The sequence below is a fragment of the Pseudomonas sp. Sample_10 genome (genome assembly GCF_004321495.1).
Classification (GTDB): domain Bacteria; phylum Pseudomonadota; class Gammaproteobacteria; order Pseudomonadales; family Pseudomonadaceae; genus Aquipseudomonas.
Genome location: NZ_RCOE01000059.1, coordinates 94,078 through 111,263 on the forward strand (window position 1 = coordinate 94,078; position 17,186 = coordinate 111,263).

Here is a 17,186-nt window from a genome sequence, read left to right on the forward strand (position 1 = left end):
AGGGATCCGGCCAATGATCGGCTGCTTCGGAAAAGTCCCCGCGAGCCCGGACTTCGTCAGCCTGCAAGGCGCAGGCGATGACGTCTGCGAGTTCGACGGCTGGTTGCAAGGCGCTCTCGCCGCCTTGCAACACCGCGAGGACTGGCGCGAACTGTTCGATGCGTTGCCGGTATGTTTTTTCAGCTATCGCGCACGCAGCGGTAACTGGTTGCTGGGCGGGCTGATCAGTTCCAAGGATTCGAGCGGACGCCGCTATCCGTTTTTCATTTTCCAGACGCTCAAGGCCAGCGAGGCCGAGCCTTTGGTCAATCCGTTCACCCTCGGCGAACTGTTCAGCGGACAGATCAGGCCCTTGTTGCACATGGCCGTCCAGGGTGAAAGCACGTCGGTGCTGTTCGAACGCATCAAGGCCTTGCGTCCATTGCAAGGACAGGACTTCGAGTTGTTCCGGCGCGTGCATGACAAGTTTCTGGTGAATTTCAATCTGCGCGATATCAGTACCGCGCTCGAAGGTGCCTACCCGGAGTTCGTCAGCAATGCCGTGTTGACCCGGCTTCTGGCCTTCAGACGGCACCTGGCTGACGCGACACCTATCGGCATCGCCCTGCCCTTGCCCGCAGAAAGAGGCCTGAAGAATCCGACCGCCGACTTATGGGTCACATGGCTGACGCAAATGTCCCATGAACGCACAGCGCCGCAGGTCAGTCTGCTGGCCGACGACTTCATGCGCCCCAGGCTGATCTGTTTTGCCTCACGCCACACCAGCGATGCCTATCGCGTGCTGACAGGTATCAGTGAGCGTTCGCAAAGCTACGACGTACTGGCCTCTTTCGATGCCTTCGACGAGCACCACCGCAAACACGCCTTTCCCGAAATCGACCGCCCACTGGGTGACGTTATCGACCGTTTTGTCGATGCCCTGGATTCGAAGTCCGTATGAACAAGATCAAATATTACTTCCTGCGCTATCAACCCTACATTCTCGGGGTGTGCTTTTTCCTCACGATCTTCGTGGTGTGGGGCATCGGGCGTGCGTTTGATTTCAGTTCGCTCAACAGTCTGCTGACGGGCATTGGCGTGTTCCTGTTGCTGTCGGCCGGCTATGTGCTGCTGCTTTACCGAGGCGTGTCCCGACATCACAACCTCGAAGGATTGCTGCGAGAGGATGCCGATCAGGCCGTGCTGAATGCGAGCCCGGCCGATCGCGAAGAAGTGAGCCTGTTGCGCGAAAGACTGCTGCAAAGCATCGAACGTTTGCACAGCAACAAGCCTCGGGGCAGCAATGCCAAAGATGCACTGTATGCCCTGCCCTGGTACTTGGTGGTCGGGCAGCCAGCAGCGGGCAAAAGCACCATGCTCTACCAGTCGGGGCTCAATTTTCCCTACGCCGAGCGTGAGGGCGTGCGCGTCGCCGGTCTGGGTGGCACACGCAATTGCGACTGGTTCTTCAGCTCCGAAGCGGTCCTTCTGGACACGGCCGGTCGCTACATGAACAACCAGGAAGAGGCCGGCAAATGGCGGGCCTTCCTTCAATTGCTGCGCCAGCATCGGCAACGCCGGCCACTCAATGGCCTGATCGTCACCGTCAGCATCCACGACATCCTGCAATCCTCGCTGGAAGACCAGGAACGTATCGCCAAGCGCCTGCGTGAACGCATTCAGGAAACCCATGCCCTGCTGGAAGTGCGGCTGCCGGTTTACCTGGTGTTTACCAAGTGCGACCTGGTGCCGGGTTTCGCGCCCTTCTATCGCCAGCTGGACGAAACCGCGCGCGGCGAAGTCATGGGCAAGACCTTTTCCCACAAGGGCTACGAGCAGGCTGATTGGGGTCAGCGCTTCGGCGTCGCGATGGACGAGCTGATCGGCTACTGGCAACAAGTGGCGAGCCAGCAACTGGTGACGCAGGACATCCAGATCACCCGCCAGGATTCGGCGGTGTACCGCTTCCCGCTGGAGCTGGCGGCACTCAAGCCACGGCTGCAGCTGTTCGTCGATGCGTTGTTGCGCGCCAACCCTTATCAAAATGCAGAGCTGCTGCGTGGCTTTTATTTCACCAGTGCCCTCGATGCCGACCAACCGGAAATGGGCGGACACGCGCGCCAGGTGACCGAGCGATTCTCGCTTGAACAGGATCTGGAGATCGCCAACGGCAACGCGCAACCACGACCGTTGTTCATCAACAGTCTGTTCCGCAAAGTCATCATTCCCGATCAACACCTGGTGGCGCTATACACCACCAATCACCGCGAGCGTCGGCGCAAGGCGGCATGGATCGGTGGCGCTGGCCTGGTCGCGGTGCTGCTGTGCAGCCTGTTGAGCTGGTCGTACGTCAATAACCGCGACACCCTGCAAAGCATCTCGGCAGAGCTGACCCAGGCCAGTGCCGACGATCACTCGGCCAGCGGGCAGTACACCGATTGGCAAACCCTCGATCGCCTGCGTTTGTGGACCGCACATTACTATGCGCAGCATCACGACGATGGCGTGCCACTGCGCCTGCGCCTGGGGCTATACCAAGGCCACAAGGTAGAGCCAGTGGTACGCGGCCAGTATTTCAATCGGCTGGAAACCGTGATGCTCAAACCCACGGCCGACAACCTGACGCGCTCGTTGTATCTGCTGACCACGCTCAAGGTCTATCAGCGCAACGCCAAAGAGTTGATGCCGGTGACAGGCGTGGACAGCGTCGAGTCGAAAGCGTTGCCCAATGACAACCGGGCGCAGTCCATCGCCGCATTTGGCAAGTCGACGCTGGACACCTACGTCATGTTGTCGCGCGCACAACGAGACAAGGCCGACCCTGGGTTCCTGAAAGCGAAAATACCGGATTACTGGTATCCGGCGATTGCCCGCCAGGTTGGCAGTGCCGCCGTCGCCACCACGAATCAGGACTATGAGTTCGCCAGCCGGCAGATCAATTTCTACAGCGATCAGATTCACGAGCCGGACGTGCCACGGATCCTCGACAACGCGTTCCTGATCTCCAGCTCACGCAACTACATCAACAGTTTGCTCACCCAGTCGTTGCGCTCGATCGAGACCATCACGCTGGAGTCGGACACCTTGTTCGCCTTTGCCCGCGCCGACTTCCAGAGCCTGAAGACCGAGGGTCAAAGCCAGCTCAGCGCGATCGCCGGCAAGCTTCTGAGCACACCCAACATCGGCAAAATCATTATCGCCGGGCACGCCGATCAACTCGGCGACCCACAAGGCAACCTGCAGGTATCCAAGCAGCGGGCACAAACCATCAAGACCTACCTGGTGGGCAAAGGCGTTCCCGGCGAGCTGGTGGAAGCCGTCGGCGAAGGCAGCACCAAGCCTTTGGTCAGGTGCGATATGCAGCAGCCAAGGGCTCAGCTGATTCAGTGCCTGGAGCCTAACCGGCGGGTAGAAATCGAAGTACGGGCACTCAATTGAGACGCCACGTGCAATGAAGAAAAACCGCTACCCGGGCCAATCCCGGGCTGGCGTAACACACCTCTCTTGATCGTTTCAAAGAGGTTTAAACGAAGGGCTGTGATCTGTTTGCAGGTGACAACCTTTAAATGAAGGTAAGGAGAAACTAAAAATGGCATTTGACGCATACATCCAGATCGACGGCATTCCTGGTGAAGTACTGGACGACAAACACAAGGATTGGATCGAAGTGCTCGGCTACGAGTACGGCGCAACCCAGGCCACCTCCGCGACGGCCAGTTCGTCGGGCGGTGCTTCGTCTGAGCGTGTAGCGCTGAGCGACTTCAGCATCCGCAAAGCCGTGGACAAGGCTTCTGCCAAGCTGTTCGAAGCCTGCTGCAAAGGCACGCACATCGCCAAGATCCAACTGAATGTGAACCGCGCTGGTGGTGACAAGGTGACCTACCTGACCATCAACCTGGAAGAAGTCGTGGTGTCTTCGGTCAAAGCGGTCGCCGGTGGCAGCCAGAACGGCGAAGACAAAGCGGTTGGCGACCTGCCGATCGAAGAAATCAGCTTCAACTTCGCTCGCATCAAGACCACCTACACCCAGCAGAGCCGTGCCGATGGCCAGGGCGGCGGTAACGTCACCGGTGGTTGGGATCGCACTGCCAACAAGGTTTTCGCATAAAACCGTGGCAATGACGGGCCGCCCCGGCGGCTCGTTTTCAGCACCGTGCCTGCCTGGCGGGTACGGTGTTCTTTTATTTTGATCAGAGTTTCCTATGTCTGAATTTCTCAACGACCTTTCGCTGGCCGAACTGACCGCGCCCATCAATCAGGGGAGCGGCGAAGACATGAGCTTTTCCGCCTTGTTCGATCAGGTGAAAGAAGCGCGGCGAGCAGACCCCGATTATTTGACCCAGGGTGACTGGCAAACCGATCTGAAGTCATCTGACTGGGATCTGACCATCACCCTGGCTGCCCAAGGCCTGGCTCGACAGAGCAAGGACCTGATGCTTGTCGCCTGGCTCAGCGAAGGCCTGGCGCACAAACACCATTTCAACGGCATCACGTTTGGCCTGACGCTGGCCGAACGCATTCTGGATAATTTCTGGGGCGATCTCTTTCCGTCCCTCGAAGATGGCGTCGATGAGCGCGCTGCCCGCCTGTCGTGGATGAAGACGACCCTCGCCGATGTCGTCGGCGGACTGCCCATCACCCAAGGCCAGCAGTACGGTTTGCTTCGTTATGACGAATCCAGGCACGTTGAGAACCTGGCCCTGCAAAGCCCTCAGGCGATGCGCGCCGCCCTTGACGAAGGCAAGATCAACGCTGAGGTGTTCCAGCGCTCGGTGGTGCTGACTGACTCGGATCACTTGCGCCGCAAGGCCAGCGAAATTGCCGCCAGCCTGAACGCGTGCCAGCAATTGCAGAGCACCGCTGATCGTCTGTTCGGCCCTGAAGCGCCGAGTTTTGCCGGGCTCATGGACGTGCTGTCCCGCGCAGGCCAATTGGCCGAAAAACTGCTCAAGGACCGGGGTATCGAGTTGAACCCGCCCCCTGCCGCTCCCACGCCGACCGTCTCCGATAGCGCGGGCGCACAACCCACAGGAGCTGCAATGACCCAGACCCAGCAAGACATTCCAGTCACACCGTTGCGTACCACACCGCAATCCCGCGACGAGGCGTTCACCCTGCTGGCGGGTATCGCGCAGTTCTTCAAGCAGACCGAGCCGCAGAGCCCCGTCCCTTACCTGATCGAACGCGCGATCAAATGGGGCAACATGCCGCTCGAAGGATGGCTGAACGATGTGATCAAGGACAGCAATGTCGTGGACAACATTCGCGACGTACTGGGGACCAAGGAAGCGAAGTCCTGATTTGGCCTGCACGGCCGTTTAGATAGACGCAAAAACACCAGGCAAAAAAAATCCCGGGCAGCTGATGGACGCCCGGGACTTAAAAATGCATAAACCGTGGTGGTGAACGCGGCGCGGATATTACGCAATGTTTCGCGCTGTAACAAGATATTTTATTTAACCAGCCAGTTACTAAAGTTTATAAGCCTTTAAATATCCTGATATTTTTTAAGGTTAACCTCGAAACCTCTTTAACTAAAGAAACCAGCGGTACTCCCTTGCACTGATGTCGTTCAGAAACGCGAGGTGATCCTGACGCTTGTTCTCGCAATACACATCGACAAACTCTGCGCCCAATCCAGCGCGCAATGGCGAGTGATTCTGCATCGACTGCACGGCCTCGAGCATTTCCAGCGGGAAATCGATGCCACTGCTGCGGTCTTCGTTCAGCGGTGCAATCGGCTCGCACTCCCCTTCCAGCCCCTGCTCCAGCCCCACCAGAATGGCTGCAAGCACCAGGTATGGATTGGCATCGGCACCGGCCAGGCGGTGTTCGATCCGCAGGTTTTTCGCGTCGGAGTCCGGCACCCGCAGGCAGGCATCACGGTCTTCAAAGCCCCAGCTGGCGCGCGAAGCGACGTTCACCGTAGCGCTCAGACGACGCAAGGCATTGTGGTTCGGTGCGAAGATCGGCATGCAGTGCGGCAACACATCCAGGCAACCGGCCACGGCATGGCGCAACGCGCGCTGTCCGTTCGCCGCCAACAGATTATTGCCGGCCTTGTCGTAGAGGCTCACATGCACATGCATGCCGCTGCCCGGATGTTGCAAGTACGGTTTGGCCATGAAACTGGCGCGGTAGTTGTGCTTGAGCGCCACGCCACGGGTACTGCGGCAAAACAGGGCGGCCCAGTCGGCGGCACGCAGCCCGTCATCGCAGTGGCCGAAATTGATTTCAAACTGACCTGGCCCCAGTTCGGCGGTGATCACCGTGGCATCGATACCTTGCGCCCGCGCGCTCTCGACCATTTCGTCGAGCACCGGGGCGAAACGCGACAGGCGTTCGATGTGCATGTTCGGCTGATCATCGGCATCGCCGGTCAACGGATCGCGGGCGAACTGCGGCAAACCATCACGCAACTGGCTGTCGAACAGATAGAACTCCAACTCGAACGCCACCACCGGGAAAATGCCTTTGCGTTTGAGCCGGTCCAGCACCTGCGCCAACACTTCGCGCGGTTCGAAGACGATCGGCTTTTCGGTGCCGTCGGAGGTGATCAGCATTTGCCCCAGCGGTTGTTTTTCCCAGCCCACCAACTTGAGCGTACCAGGCACCAGGCGACGCAGCGCGTCCGGGTCGCCGTCGTTGAAGCAGTAGTCGCCGATCTTGAACAACCCGCCCTGGGTCCCAAGCAACACGCAGTTTTGCGGCAACTTGAGCGCGCTGCCAGCGGCGACTTTTTCGAGCATTTCTATCGGGTAGCGCTTGCCGTAGAAATGCCCCGGGATGTCCAGGGAAATCAGGTCGACGTAGCGCACATCGGGGTAGCGCTGACGAAACCCACGCACTTCGGCCAGCAGTTCAGAGCACACAGCATCCATCATTCTGTTCCTTGTCGTTTTTATCAGGTGTAAACCCAAAGTACGCGGGTGAGTTGGTCTGACAGGTTGCCGTAACGGCAATGGGCATGACTGGCGAGTTGAAAGCTGTCACCGGCGTGCAGGGTCACCGGCTCATCGTTATCCAGCCACAACGTCAACGCGCCTTCGAGGACATAGCCGCCCTGCTCCGAGCTGTCTTTCATGTGTCGGTCGCCGCTGCTCGCGCCGGGCTCCAGCCGGCTTTCCAGCATCGAAAAGGACGCGCGCATTTTTGGCGAAACCATGATGTCGGTGATGCCATCGGCGTAATACAGCGTGCGACGCTCATCCGGCCGGGTCACCCAGGGCAAGGCCATGGGTTTGGGCAAGCTGTAGAAATAGGTGGTCGGCACGCCGAGGGTTTCGCTGATGGCCGTCAGGTCGGCGACCGTGGGGCGGGATAAGCCGCGCTCGACCTGCGACAGAAAACCCACCGACCGGCCAATCTTGTCCGCCAGTTCCTTGAGGGTGTATTTCTTGTGTTTGCGCAGGTCCTGAATCAGGATCGCCAGCGCCGATATTTCTTCCTGCATGTCCATCTAAAGGTTTCCCTCGTTTCAAATGCTGTCGCGCAGCCGATACCAGGCTTTGCCGATGGCTTCCAGGGGCGCGGCCATGTACTTGCCGCCGGGAAAGCTGCCGTTGGTCAAGCCTTGGTACAGCGCCAGTTCCTCCTGCCGGCCCAATATCGCATCGGACACCGCCCGCGCCCCGGCCAGGGTCGGCAACACACCGTGCCCGGAGTAGCCCTGCAACCAATAGAGGTCGCCGCGCCGGCCGATGTCAGGCGTGCGCTTGAGCGTCAGGTCGATATGACCGCCCCAGGCGAACTCCAGCTCTACGCCTTTCAATTGTGGAAACACGCGCTCCAGACACGGTCGGGTAGCTGCGGCGATGTCTCTCGGCATGCCGCCCAGATACGTGCAGCCACCGCCGAACAGCAGCCGGTTGTCCGGGGTGCGACGGAAATAATCGAGCACGAACTGATTGTCGGTGACGCAGACATTGCTCGGCAGCAACGCCGCGGCCTGTTCTTCGCTCAGTTCAGCGGTGGCCACCTGGTAAGTACCGACAGGCAGCACACAACTCGAGAGTTGCGGGTCGAGCCGATCCAGGTAGGCATTGCAGGCCAACACCAGCACATCGGCACGGATCCGGCCGCGCTCGGTGGTCACTACGTATCCGTCCGCCTCCTCACGATATTCGAGAGCCTTGCTGTGTTCATGAATCACCCCACCGGCGCGCTCGATCGCAGCGGCCAGCCCAAGCGCCAGCTTCAGCGGATTCAAGTGCCCGCCTTCGGGATCAAACAGACCCGCCTGATAGCGCTCGCTGGCAACCCAGTCGGGCAACTGCTCACGGGGGATGAATTGCAAGCCGTCGTGGCCCCATTTGTGACTGGCCTCGTGCTGCCATTCGGTGAGCAGGCGCACCCGTCTCGGCATCACCGAGGTCCACAGGTGTCCGGGCCGATAGTCACAATCGAACCCATGCCGCGCAGGCAGTTCACGCAACTCCCGCGCCGCCCAGCGCATGCCCTCCCACATCTGCCGCGCGCGCTCGTAACCCAGCGCAGCTTCCAGCGGTGGCATGTCGCACGACCAGCCGAGAATCGCCTGACCACCGTTGCGCCCCGATGCGGCCCACGCCACGCGACTGGCCTCAAGCACAATCACACGCTTGCCCGCCAGGGCAAGACGCAATGCGCTGTGCAGGCCACTGAAACCGGCGCCGATAATCACCACCTCAGCGGATTGCTCGCCTTCAAGAGCCGGTCGAATGGGCAACTGATTTGCGCAGGTATGGGCGTAATAGCTGGCGATGTGTTGGGTGGACTGCTGAAACATACCGGCTCCATGAAATTTTATAGTTGTAATTTCATGAAAAAGTACACGATTAATTTCATGCCGGCAATGGCTCGATTTGGGCAAAAAAAAATCCCACCCAGGAAACCCCAGGCAGGATTCAGTTCAAATTCAAGCCATCAGGCAATCGGAATCAAAGGATCCGCCGCCGCCCAAGCCACCTCACGATCCGCCACCGGCGGGTAAATCCAAACCGTGTTGATCTGCGTCTTGAGCTCCTTGCCCTCCTGCCCCGTCAGCTTGACCTGACGATCCCAGCCCTCGGTATAAACCGCCCCCCACGCCCCCAGATCCAGACAAGTCACGTATTTGGGCTGGCGATACGGCGTCGGGTCCACCCCCAGTATCTGCGCCGCGACGTTATTGCCGGCATGACGGCCCAACACAATGGCGTGCTGGCACGTCATCAACGCGTGGTTGCCGATGTCATCGGTGGCCGCATAGGCAACGTCGCCGGTGGCGTAGATGTCATCCTGTCCAATGACTTTCAGGTGCGCATCGACATGCAGACGGCCCAGATGATCGCGCTCAGCGGGGATCTGTTCGGTCAGCGAACTGGCACGCACCCCAGTGGTCCAGACCACGGTCTTGGCATCGATGCGCTGACCATCGGACAAGGTCACGCCGTTTTCATCGACAGCGACAACCGAAGCGTTCAAATGCCACTTCACGCCGGTTTGAACACTGGCTTCGGCGATTTTCTCGGCGATTTGCGGCCCCATGGAACCGCCGACCTTATTGCCACGGTCAACGATGATCACGTTGATGTCCGCTCTGTCACCCAGGATGGCACGCAGGCGAGTGGGCATTTCAGTCGCCGTTTCGATGCCGGTGAAACCGCCGCCGGCCACCACGACGGTGTTGCGTGCCTGGCTTTCTGGCTGGTCGACCAGGGACTTGAGGTGGTTTTCCAGGCGCACGGCCTGCTCGATCTGATCGACATCGAAGGCATGCTCAACCACACCCGAAGTGCCGGGCAATGCCAGGCGGCTGCCGGTGGCCAGAACGAGTTTGTCGTAGATGCAGACCTGTTTTTCACCCGCCGCGTCGATGTAGCCCACACGTTTTTGCGCGACGTCGATGGTCTCGGCGGCGCCCTTGATGAACTTCACGCCGACGACATCGAACAATTCGCCGAGGGGAGCAGCCAGTTGATGGGCGTTCGGTTCGTAGAAGCGAGGGCGCACGCGCAATTCGGCCTGGGGAGCCAGCACGGTCACTTCAAAGTCTTCGTGGCCGTGAATGTCGAACAGGCGCGTGGCGCTCAAAGCGGTCCACATGCCACCGAAACCTGCGCCGATTACCAAAATGTGCTGTTTCATTCATCACTCCAGGGACAATTAGATTTGTTGAAGGATCAGGAGTCGATGGACACGTTTCTCGTAAACGCGGCGCATGGCTTTCGACCTGACAACGGCGACTCTATTTGTCCGAGTTGAATGCCGCAACAATTTTTTCGAAATGGTTCCAATCAATCAAATCGATACACCGATAAAACTCCTTTAAACCAACAGCTTCGGAGGCCTGTCGATGCCAGTGAGGAGGCAGTGGTTCGTTGTAAGGCAGGGAATCAGCTGTTAATATTTGCGACAAATTTAGTCGGAGATCGAGATGTCTCTATACAGCGCAGGTGTTGAGTACGGGATTCACTGCCTGATTTTTCTGGTGGGCAATCGCGGCGATACGCGTGAAGCGAGCGTGCGCGACCTTGCGGAACTGCAAGGCGTGCCTCTGGACTACCTGGCAAAAATCTTCACCAAACTGGCCAAGGCAAAACTGGTGGTCGCCACCGAGGGTGTGCGTGGCGGCTTCAAGTTGGCCCGGCCCGCCGACGAGATCTCGCTGCTGGATATCGTCAACGCCATCGATGGGCGCAAGGCCATTTTCGATTGCCGGGAGATTCGCGGTCGCTGTGCGCTTTTTGAGGGTGAAGCCCCCGACTGGGCACTTGAAGGGCACTGCTCGGTGCACGCTGCAATGATGACCGCGCAAAAGCGCATGGAAGACGCCCTCGCCCAGCAAACCATTCTGGATATCGCCAGAAAGGTTGGGCGCAAAGCGCCGGCCGAGTTCAATTCGCAGGTAGACGACTGGATGAATGATCGCCGTGAAAAGAAAGGCACGGCAAGTGCCCAGGCAGGCGACGATCAACTCATCCAGGTCACTGACATCGGCGACTGAAGGCTACAGGCAGTCACGCACTGCCTGGCGCAATGCGCCGGATTTCGCCCAGGGTGGCCCTTGATACAAGGACACCCGGCTACCGTCCTTGAATTTCACGATGTCCAGAACCTCGTCGGCGGTAATGATGCTGGGTGCGGTAATCCGGTAGCCATTGGAAATCGACGACTGCGTGGTGTTGGAAACTTCTTGCTGCCAAATCGGCAATACGCACCCGGCGAGGACCTTGGGTGTTTTTTCACTGTACTTACTGACATTCGGCTCCCCAGGCACCACCGACGCCGGTAACGAACATCCCCCCAACAACGCCAATACCACAGCCGCCCCCCACAACATCCGCCTCTGCATAAAGCATCCTTATCCTGAAAACATGAAATGTAGCCTGTCCCCGCACCGACAGCCATTTGCTATCGGCTGATTTGCTGCGCCGCGCCTTAGCCATCGGACTTGTGTTCGCCAGGGTCGGGGTATGAACGCTCGTTCAGATATGTCATCCAGCGCTCGTAGGCTTCATGCTGCCATCGCGTGACCCGCTCCCATTCCGGACCGCTGAGTTGGTGGCCGGAAATGAGATTCATCATTTCGCTGGTGGCCGCATCCAGATCGGCGATCAGCTCGTGGGCATGCGCCCGGAAGTCATCGGTTGCCGTCATTTGCCCTGTCCCCGCCCTGAGGAAAATCGCTACTTCACTACGACAACGAATTTTTCCGATCGCGCAAATTTCCCGACCAAAGGAAGCCGCTCGGGGCATGACAAACACAACGCCCCGTCACGCTAATGGGTCTAAAATTTCGTAGCACAGCGTTTCAGGAGAACATCATGTGGCTTAACGAGAGCGAACAAGCGCTTCGGCGTGATCTGCAAGGGCTTGCATCAGATCTGCGATGGTCGGCGGTAGAACTTTTACGCATCGCCGAGCAATTACGCCTGACCGGCAACGATGTCGATGCAGAGGCCGTCAAGCGCCTGTGCGACCTGTTCCAGGGCGATGAACAACGATTGTCTGGCTATGCCGAGGAAGTGAAGGCCAAGATCATCACCCGCAACAAGGCTGAATAAAAGTAGCCGTTACCGGGCAAACGCCCCGACACAATAAAAAGCCCCGGCGTGCCGGGGCTTTTGCGTACGCTTGATCAGCTTACTGGCTGTTCGCTTTTTTGTTCGACTTTGATCGGTAGCCGGGAAGTGACGCCGCAAACGCCAATGCTTCTTCTCGGCTGGCAAATGACCCAAGACGATCACCTTTGGTGCAAACCCGCCATGGGCCGTTGTTTACGCTAAGTACGTCGTAACCGTTCATGTGCATCTTGTTCAACATCGGAACACTCATGGTCACCTCCATCTCGACAATGAATCCAAGGTCAACACACTTACCTTACACCCACCCCTGGACGTCATGACGACCAGACGTCGATTTAGCCGCTTGCCAAAACAACGGCACTTTTCGGGTCACACACCGCTCAGAACAACAACAAGAGAAGGCAAAAGCGGCCCGATCATTGCAGTTTTGTTACAATTTCATGACAGCAGTTGGTCTGGAACCCATGAAAGTACGCGCGACAGTCATTTGCGAGCTGGAAAGACACATCTTGCTGGTGCGCAAACCAAGGTGTCGCTGGACGCTGCCTGGGGGAAAAGTCGAACCCGGTGAAACCACTGCTGCCGCGGCGTTGCGAGAATTGCAAGAAGAAACCGGGATAGATGCCGATGACATGCTGTACCTGATGGAACTGGAAACCGAGAGTACCCGGCACCACGTCTTCGAGGCCTCAGTGCCGGGCTACCCCGCAGCCCGGCCACTCAATGAAATCTTCGATTGCATCTGGTACCCGCTGGATGCCGTGCAGAACCTCAACACCAGCGAAGCCACGCGAAGGATCGTCAAAGCGTTTCAGCGTCGCCTCTAACTCGTGTCTTCTCAGCCCTGATCGCCACCGCCCACTGGCATGACCATGCCGGTGATATAAGACGCTTCATCGCTGGCCAGAAACAAAATCGCGCCTGCTTGCTCATCCAGCGTGCCGTAACGCTTCATCAAACTGCTGTCGATTGTCTGGTCGACGATCTGCTGATACCAGACCTTTTCCTGCGGACTCTGTTCGGCGCTGTTGCGCGGAATCACCCGCGGTGGCGCTTCGGTGCCGCCCGGCGCAGTGGCATTGACCCGAACGCCGCGCCCGGCGGTTTCAAACGCCAGGCAGGCGGTCAGTGCATTCACGCCGCCCTTCGCCGCGCCGTATGGCACGCGATTGATGCTGCGGGTGGCGATGGACGAAACGTTGACGATCGCACCGCTGCCCTGCCCCAGCATGAACGGCAATGCGGCATGGCAGCACCACAACGTCGGAAACAGCGAACGGCGAACCTCGGCTTCGATCTGCGACGCTTCGTAATGCTCAAAAGGCTTGGCCCAGATTGTCCCGCCTACATTGTTGATCAGCACATCCAGGCGCCCGAAACGCTCGACGGCGGTCTGCATCACCCGGTTGCACTCATCGTATTGTTCGAGGTCGGCCGTCAGCGCCAGGACCTGGCTGCTCGGCGCCAATTGTTGCTGCAGCTCGAACACCAGTTCGGAACGGTCGACCAGTATCAGCTTCGCCCCTTCCGCCGCCATGCGCTCGGCCACGCGCTTACCAATGCCCTGCGCGGCACCGGTAATCAGCGCGACTTTTTCGTGAAATCTGTTCATGTTTACCTCATCGGTCGGTGCCGAACTCATCGCGAGCAGGCCCGCTCCTGCATGGATGGGTTGTCGAAGCAGTTACCCGCGCAAGTCTCACGCCGCGCTGGCGGCAAATTTTTCGTAGTAGAAGTTCACCGGCGCGATGCCTTGCTCGCGGATGAACTGGCTGACCGCCTCGACCATCGGCGGCGGACCGCACAGGTAGACATCGACATCACCCTCGTTCAGATGCTTGGGCTCGATGTGCTGGGTCACGTAGCCCTTGAGCGGATGTTGGCTCTCGGGGCTGGCGACGCAGGCGCTGAAGGTGAAGTTGGGGATGCGTGCGGCAAAGGCTTCCAGGCGGTCGAGTTCCACCAGGTCGAAATCGTGGGTCACGCCATAGATCAGATGCAACGGATGATCACTGCCCTGCTCGGCGATTCTCTCCAGCATCGCAGTGAATGGCGCCAGCCCGGTGCCACCGGCCAGTAACAGCAGCGGACGACGGATATCGCGCAGGTAGAAACTGCCCAGGGGCCCTGCCAGGCTCATGCTGTCGCCCGCCTTGGCGATGCCGGTGAGGAAGCTGCTCATCAGCCCGCCCGGCACGTTGCGGATCAGGAAACTGACCTCGCCATCGCGCTGTAACGAACTGAACGAATAGGCCCGCGTCTGTTCGCTGCCGGGAATGCCCAGGTTCACGTACTGCCCCGGCAGGAACGCCAGTTTGCTCAATGACTCGCCCTTGATCGACAGCGCGATGGTGCTGTCGGACAGCTGGCGTACGGCGCTGATGGTCGCGTCGTAACTGGCCTGACGGGTGCGGCAGACCTCCGATGACGTCGGCACCCGCACCACGCAATCACTCTGGGCGCGCATCTGGCACGTCAGGACAAAGCCTTGCTCGGCTTCTTCAGGGCTGAGGGCGTCTTCGATGTATTCCTCACCCAAATCGTATTGCCCGGCTTCGGCAAAACACTTGCAGGTGCCGCAAGCACCGTCGCGGCAGTCCAGCGGGATATTGATGCCTTGGCGGTACGCTGCATCGGCCACGGTTTCGCCAACGTTGGCGTCGATGAATCGAGTGACGCCGTCTTCAAAATTGAACGCGATGGAATGGGTCATGACGGCAGTCTCACAAGTGGTAAACATCGATGACCTGGCGAACGTAGTCGTTCTTCAGGATCACTTTCTTGGCCTTGATCAACGGGTTTTCACCCCGCACATCGAGGGTGTAGAAACTGCTGCCGAAATAGCTGTCGACGGTCTTGTAGCGAAAGCTCAGGGTGTGCCAGTTGAAGCGCACCTTGCACAGTCCGTCGGCATGTTCGAGCAGCTCGATGTTACTGATGTTGTGGGAGGTACGGGTGTCCGGCACGCTGGCACTGGAACGCTCGGTCTTGATGCGGAAGATGCGATCTTCAAGGCCCGTGCGGTTGCCGTACCAGATCAGCGAGATTTCCCGCTGCGGATCTTCGGTCAGCTCATCGTTATCGTCCCAGGACGGCATCCAGTAGGTCGCGTCGGGGGCATACATTTCAAGCCATTCGTCCCACTGGCGGTCGTCGAGGTAGCGTGCTTCGCGATAGAGAAAATCACGCACCGTTTCATAGGAAATGGTCATTGCACGTCCTCCACGGCGATCAGTTTCGACTGCTCGGCAGCCAGGGCCTTGAGCATGGTCTGCTGCCAGTACTTGTGTTGCAGCACGAACAGGCCTTCGTCCTCGGTGCGTACGCCGCTGAGCAGCGGATGCAGGTCGATTTCCTTTGCCGCCTCGTCGGCGCCTTCGATCCAGTGCTCGGCGCCCCGGGACATGTCGTTCCAGGTGGTGACGCTGCCCTGGTAGCTGGTCTGGCAGGAGCGGAACTCCTCGAGATCGTCCGGCGTGGCCATGCCGCTGACGTTGAAGAAGTCTTCGTACTGACGAATCCGGCTCGAACGGGCATGGTCGCTCTCGCCCTTCGGCGCGATGCAGTAAATGGTGATTTCCGTGCGGTTGACCGAGATCGGCCGGGCAATGCGGATCTGCGAGCTGAACTGGTCCATCAGGTAGACGTTGGGGTACAGGCACAGGTTGCGCGAGTTCTCGATCATCCAGTCAGCGCGCGCCTTGCCGAAGTCTTGCGCCAGCTCGTCGCGACGCTCGTACAGCGGACGGTCCTCGGGGTTGGCCCAACGGGTCCAGAGCAACATGTGGCCCTTGTCGAAGGAATAGAAACCACCGCCCTGCTTGGCCCAGCTGCCGGCGCTCATGGTCGGGTTTTCGTCACCGGCCTCGCGCTGCTTGCGCTGGTTCTGGGTGGCCGCGTAGTTCCAGTGCACCGAGCTGACGTGATAGCCATCGGCACCGTTTTCGGCGGTGAGTTTCCAGTTGCCTTCGTAGATGTAGCTCGAAGAACCGCGCAGCACTTCCAGGCCGTCGGCGGACTGGTCGACGATCATGTCGATGATCTTCGCCGACTCGCCCAGATGCTCCACCAGCGGCAGCACATCGGCCTTGAGGCTGCCGAACAGGAAACCGCGATAGGACTCGAAACGTGCGACTTTGGTCAGGTCGTGGGAGCCTTCGCAGTTGAAGCTCGACGGGTAGCCGGCGTTGGCCGGATCCTTGACTTTGAGCAGCTTGCCGGAGTTGTTGAAGGTCCAGCCATGGAACGGGCAAGTGTAGGAGCTTTTGTTGCCGGACTTGTGCCGGCACAGCGTCGCGCCACGGTGGCTGCAGGCGTTGATGAAGGCGTTGAGTACACCGTCCTTGTTGCGCGCGATGAAGATCGACTGGCGCCCCATGGTGGTGGTGTAGAAATCGTTGATATTGGGGATCTGGCTTTCGTGGGCCAGATACAGCCAGTTGCCTTCGAAGATGTGTTCCATCTCCAGATCGAACAACCGGGGATCGGTGAACATCTCGCGTTTGCAGCGATAGAGGCCCTGCTCGGGATCGTCTTCAAGCAGGGAATGCAAATATTCGGGTCGCAGGGTCATGGCCGCCGCCTCCATTGTTATTGTTCAGGCAGGGCCATGCTAGGACGGGGCAATGGGGTGGACTATCCGCTGGATGCAGATCTTTATCCGTTTTGTGCAGTTGGGGGCGCGACGTCACTCCTGTGGCGAGGGAGCTTGCTCCCGCTGGGTCGCGCAGCGGCCCCAAAACCTGCAACGTCGCTGAACCAGAAAAACCGCGACCTTCGGATTTGCGACTGCTTCGCAGCCGAGCGCGAGCAAGCTCCCTCGCCACACATTATCGGGTGAACTCAATGCCGGCGTTTGAGGGTATCGGAAGGCAATTCACCGCACTGCTTGCGATAGCTGTCGCAGAACCGTCCCAGGTGCAGGAAGCAGACCATTATCCGTTTTGTGCAGTTGCAGGCGCGACGTCAATCCTGTGGCGAGGGAGCTTGCTCCCGCTGGGTCGCGCAGCGGCCCCAAAACCTGCAACGTCGCTGAACCAGAAAAACCGCGACCTTCGGATTTGCGACTGCTTCGCAGCCGAGCGCGAGCAAGCTCCCTCGCCACACATTATCGGGTGAACTCAATGCCGGCGTTTGAGGGTATCGGAAGGCAATTCACCG

Annotated in this window: 18 protein-coding genes; 7 read left to right on the plus strand and 11 right to left on the minus strand. The window is 59.1% G+C overall.

The window, feature by feature from the left end; all coding sequences use genetic code 11:
- The first annotated feature begins 13 nt into the window (after nt 1–13).
- The 4 genes from tagF to tssA all read left to right on the plus strand — a co-directional run bounded on the left by tagF (nt 14) and on the right by tssA (nt 5,279).
- Nucleotides 14–940: a type VI secretion system-associated protein TagF gene (gene tagF, locus D8U18_RS05035; protein ID WP_056856679.1), complete on the plus strand. Its 927-nt coding sequence runs from the start codon at nt 14–16 to the stop codon at nt 938–940.
- The gene (gene tssM, locus D8U18_RS05040; RefSeq protein WP_130904597.1) at nt 937–3,417 is read left to right on the plus strand and encodes a type VI secretion system membrane subunit TssM; all 2,481 of its coding nucleotides are present in this window, start codon (nt 937–939) and stop codon (nt 3,415–3,417) included. The genes tagF and tssM overlap by 4 nt, the downstream gene beginning before the upstream one ends.
- Nucleotides 3,418–3,568: 151 nt before the next feature.
- The gene (locus tag D8U18_RS05045; protein ID WP_007978712.1) at nt 3,569–4,087 is read left to right on the plus strand and encodes a type VI secretion system tube protein Hcp; all 519 of its coding nucleotides are present in this window, start codon (nt 3,569–3,571) and stop codon (nt 4,085–4,087) included.
- A gap of 94 nt (nt 4,088–4,181) precedes the next feature.
- Nucleotides 4,182–5,279 (plus strand): type VI secretion system protein TssA, encoded by a 1,098-nt coding sequence (gene tssA / locus D8U18_RS05050; protein ID WP_056856681.1) that lies wholly within the window; start codon nt 4,182–4,184, stop codon nt 5,277–5,279.
- 234 nt (nt 5,280–5,513) lie between these two features.
- On the opposite strand, the gene D8U18_RS05055 is transcribed toward tssA, so the two are convergent.
- The 4 genes from D8U18_RS05055 to D8U18_RS05070 form a co-directional block, all read right to left on the minus strand.
- Nucleotides 5,514–6,860 (minus strand): glutamine synthetase family protein, encoded by a 1,347-nt coding sequence (locus D8U18_RS05055; RefSeq protein ID WP_130904599.1) that lies wholly within the window; start codon nt 6,858–6,860, stop codon nt 5,514–5,516.
- A gap of 23 nt (nt 6,861–6,883) precedes the next feature.
- Entirely contained in the window at nt 6,884–7,438 is a 555-nt protein-coding gene (locus D8U18_RS05060) for an XRE family transcriptional regulator (protein WP_056856683.1), read from the minus strand.
- Nucleotides 7,439–7,456: 18 nt separating this feature from the next.
- Nucleotides 7,457–8,746, minus strand: a complete 1,290-nt coding sequence (locus tag D8U18_RS05065; RefSeq protein WP_131107172.1) for an FAD-binding oxidoreductase — start codon at nt 8,744–8,746, stop codon at nt 7,457–7,459.
- 137 nt (nt 8,747–8,883) lie between these two features.
- Complete coding sequence (locus tag D8U18_RS05070) at nt 8,884–10,086, minus strand: NAD(P)/FAD-dependent oxidoreductase (protein WP_131107173.1); 1,203 nt, start codon at nt 10,084–10,086, stop codon at nt 8,884–8,886.
- A gap of 289 nt (nt 10,087–10,375) precedes the next feature.
- Here D8U18_RS05070 and D8U18_RS05075 point away from each other — a divergent pair, with 289 nt between their 5' ends.
- A complete protein-coding gene (locus D8U18_RS05075) occupies nt 10,376–10,945 on the plus strand; it encodes an Rrf2 family transcriptional regulator (protein WP_130904602.1) in 570 nt (189 codons plus the stop codon).
- 3 nt (nt 10,946–10,948) lie between these two features.
- Here D8U18_RS05075 and D8U18_RS05080 read toward each other — a convergent pair whose 3' ends face one another.
- Nucleotides 10,949–11,293 (minus strand): hypothetical protein, encoded by a 345-nt coding sequence (locus D8U18_RS05080; RefSeq protein WP_056856687.1) that lies wholly within the window; start codon nt 11,291–11,293, stop codon nt 10,949–10,951.
- Nucleotides 11,294–11,379: 86 nt separating this feature from the next.
- Complete coding sequence (locus D8U18_RS05085; RefSeq protein WP_056856688.1) at nt 11,380–11,598, minus strand: hypothetical protein; 219 nt, start codon at nt 11,596–11,598, stop codon at nt 11,380–11,382.
- A gap of 167 nt (nt 11,599–11,765) precedes the next feature.
- Here D8U18_RS05085 and D8U18_RS05090 point away from each other — a divergent pair, with 167 nt between their 5' ends.
- Nucleotides 11,766–12,005 carry a hypothetical protein gene (locus D8U18_RS05090; RefSeq protein ID WP_056856689.1) on the plus strand — a complete coding sequence of 80 codons (240 nt, stop codon included), beginning with the start codon at nt 11,766–11,768 and terminating at the stop codon, nt 12,003–12,005.
- Nucleotides 12,006–12,084: 79 nt separating this feature from the next.
- Here D8U18_RS05090 and D8U18_RS05095 read toward each other — a convergent pair whose 3' ends face one another.
- Nucleotides 12,085–12,276: an SPOR domain-containing protein gene (locus D8U18_RS05095; protein ID WP_056856690.1), complete on the minus strand. Its 192-nt coding sequence runs from the start codon at nt 12,274–12,276 to the stop codon at nt 12,085–12,087.
- Nucleotides 12,277–12,490: 214 nt separating this feature from the next.
- On the opposite strand from D8U18_RS05095, the gene D8U18_RS05100 reads away from it, so the two are divergent.
- Nucleotides 12,491–12,853: an NUDIX hydrolase gene (locus D8U18_RS05100; RefSeq protein WP_056856691.1), complete on the plus strand. Its 363-nt coding sequence runs from the start codon at nt 12,491–12,493 to the stop codon at nt 12,851–12,853.
- A gap of 11 nt (nt 12,854–12,864) precedes the next feature.
- Here the strand turns inward: D8U18_RS05100 and D8U18_RS05105 are convergent, their stop codons facing one another.
- The 4 genes from D8U18_RS05105 to benA form a co-directional block, all read right to left on the minus strand.
- Nucleotides 12,865–13,638: a 1,6-dihydroxycyclohexa-2,4-diene-1-carboxylate dehydrogenase gene (locus D8U18_RS05105; RefSeq protein WP_130904603.1), complete on the minus strand. Its 774-nt coding sequence runs from the start codon at nt 13,636–13,638 to the stop codon at nt 12,865–12,867.
- A gap of 87 nt (nt 13,639–13,725) precedes the next feature.
- Nucleotides 13,726–14,739 (minus strand): benzoate 1,2-dioxygenase electron transfer component BenC, encoded by a 1,014-nt coding sequence (benC, locus tag D8U18_RS05110; RefSeq protein ID WP_130904604.1) that lies wholly within the window; start codon nt 14,737–14,739, stop codon nt 13,726–13,728.
- A 10-nt stretch (nt 14,740–14,749) separates the two neighbouring features.
- Nucleotides 14,750–15,238, minus strand: a complete 489-nt coding sequence (benB, locus tag D8U18_RS05115) for a benzoate 1,2-dioxygenase small subunit (RefSeq protein WP_130906583.1) — start codon at nt 15,236–15,238, stop codon at nt 14,750–14,752.
- Nucleotides 15,235–16,599: a benzoate 1,2-dioxygenase large subunit gene (gene benA, locus D8U18_RS05120; protein WP_056856911.1), complete on the minus strand. Its 1,365-nt coding sequence runs from the start codon at nt 16,597–16,599 to the stop codon at nt 15,235–15,237. Before benA ends, benB begins: the two co-directional genes overlap by 4 nt.
- Nucleotides 16,600–17,186: the final 587 nt, after the last annotated feature.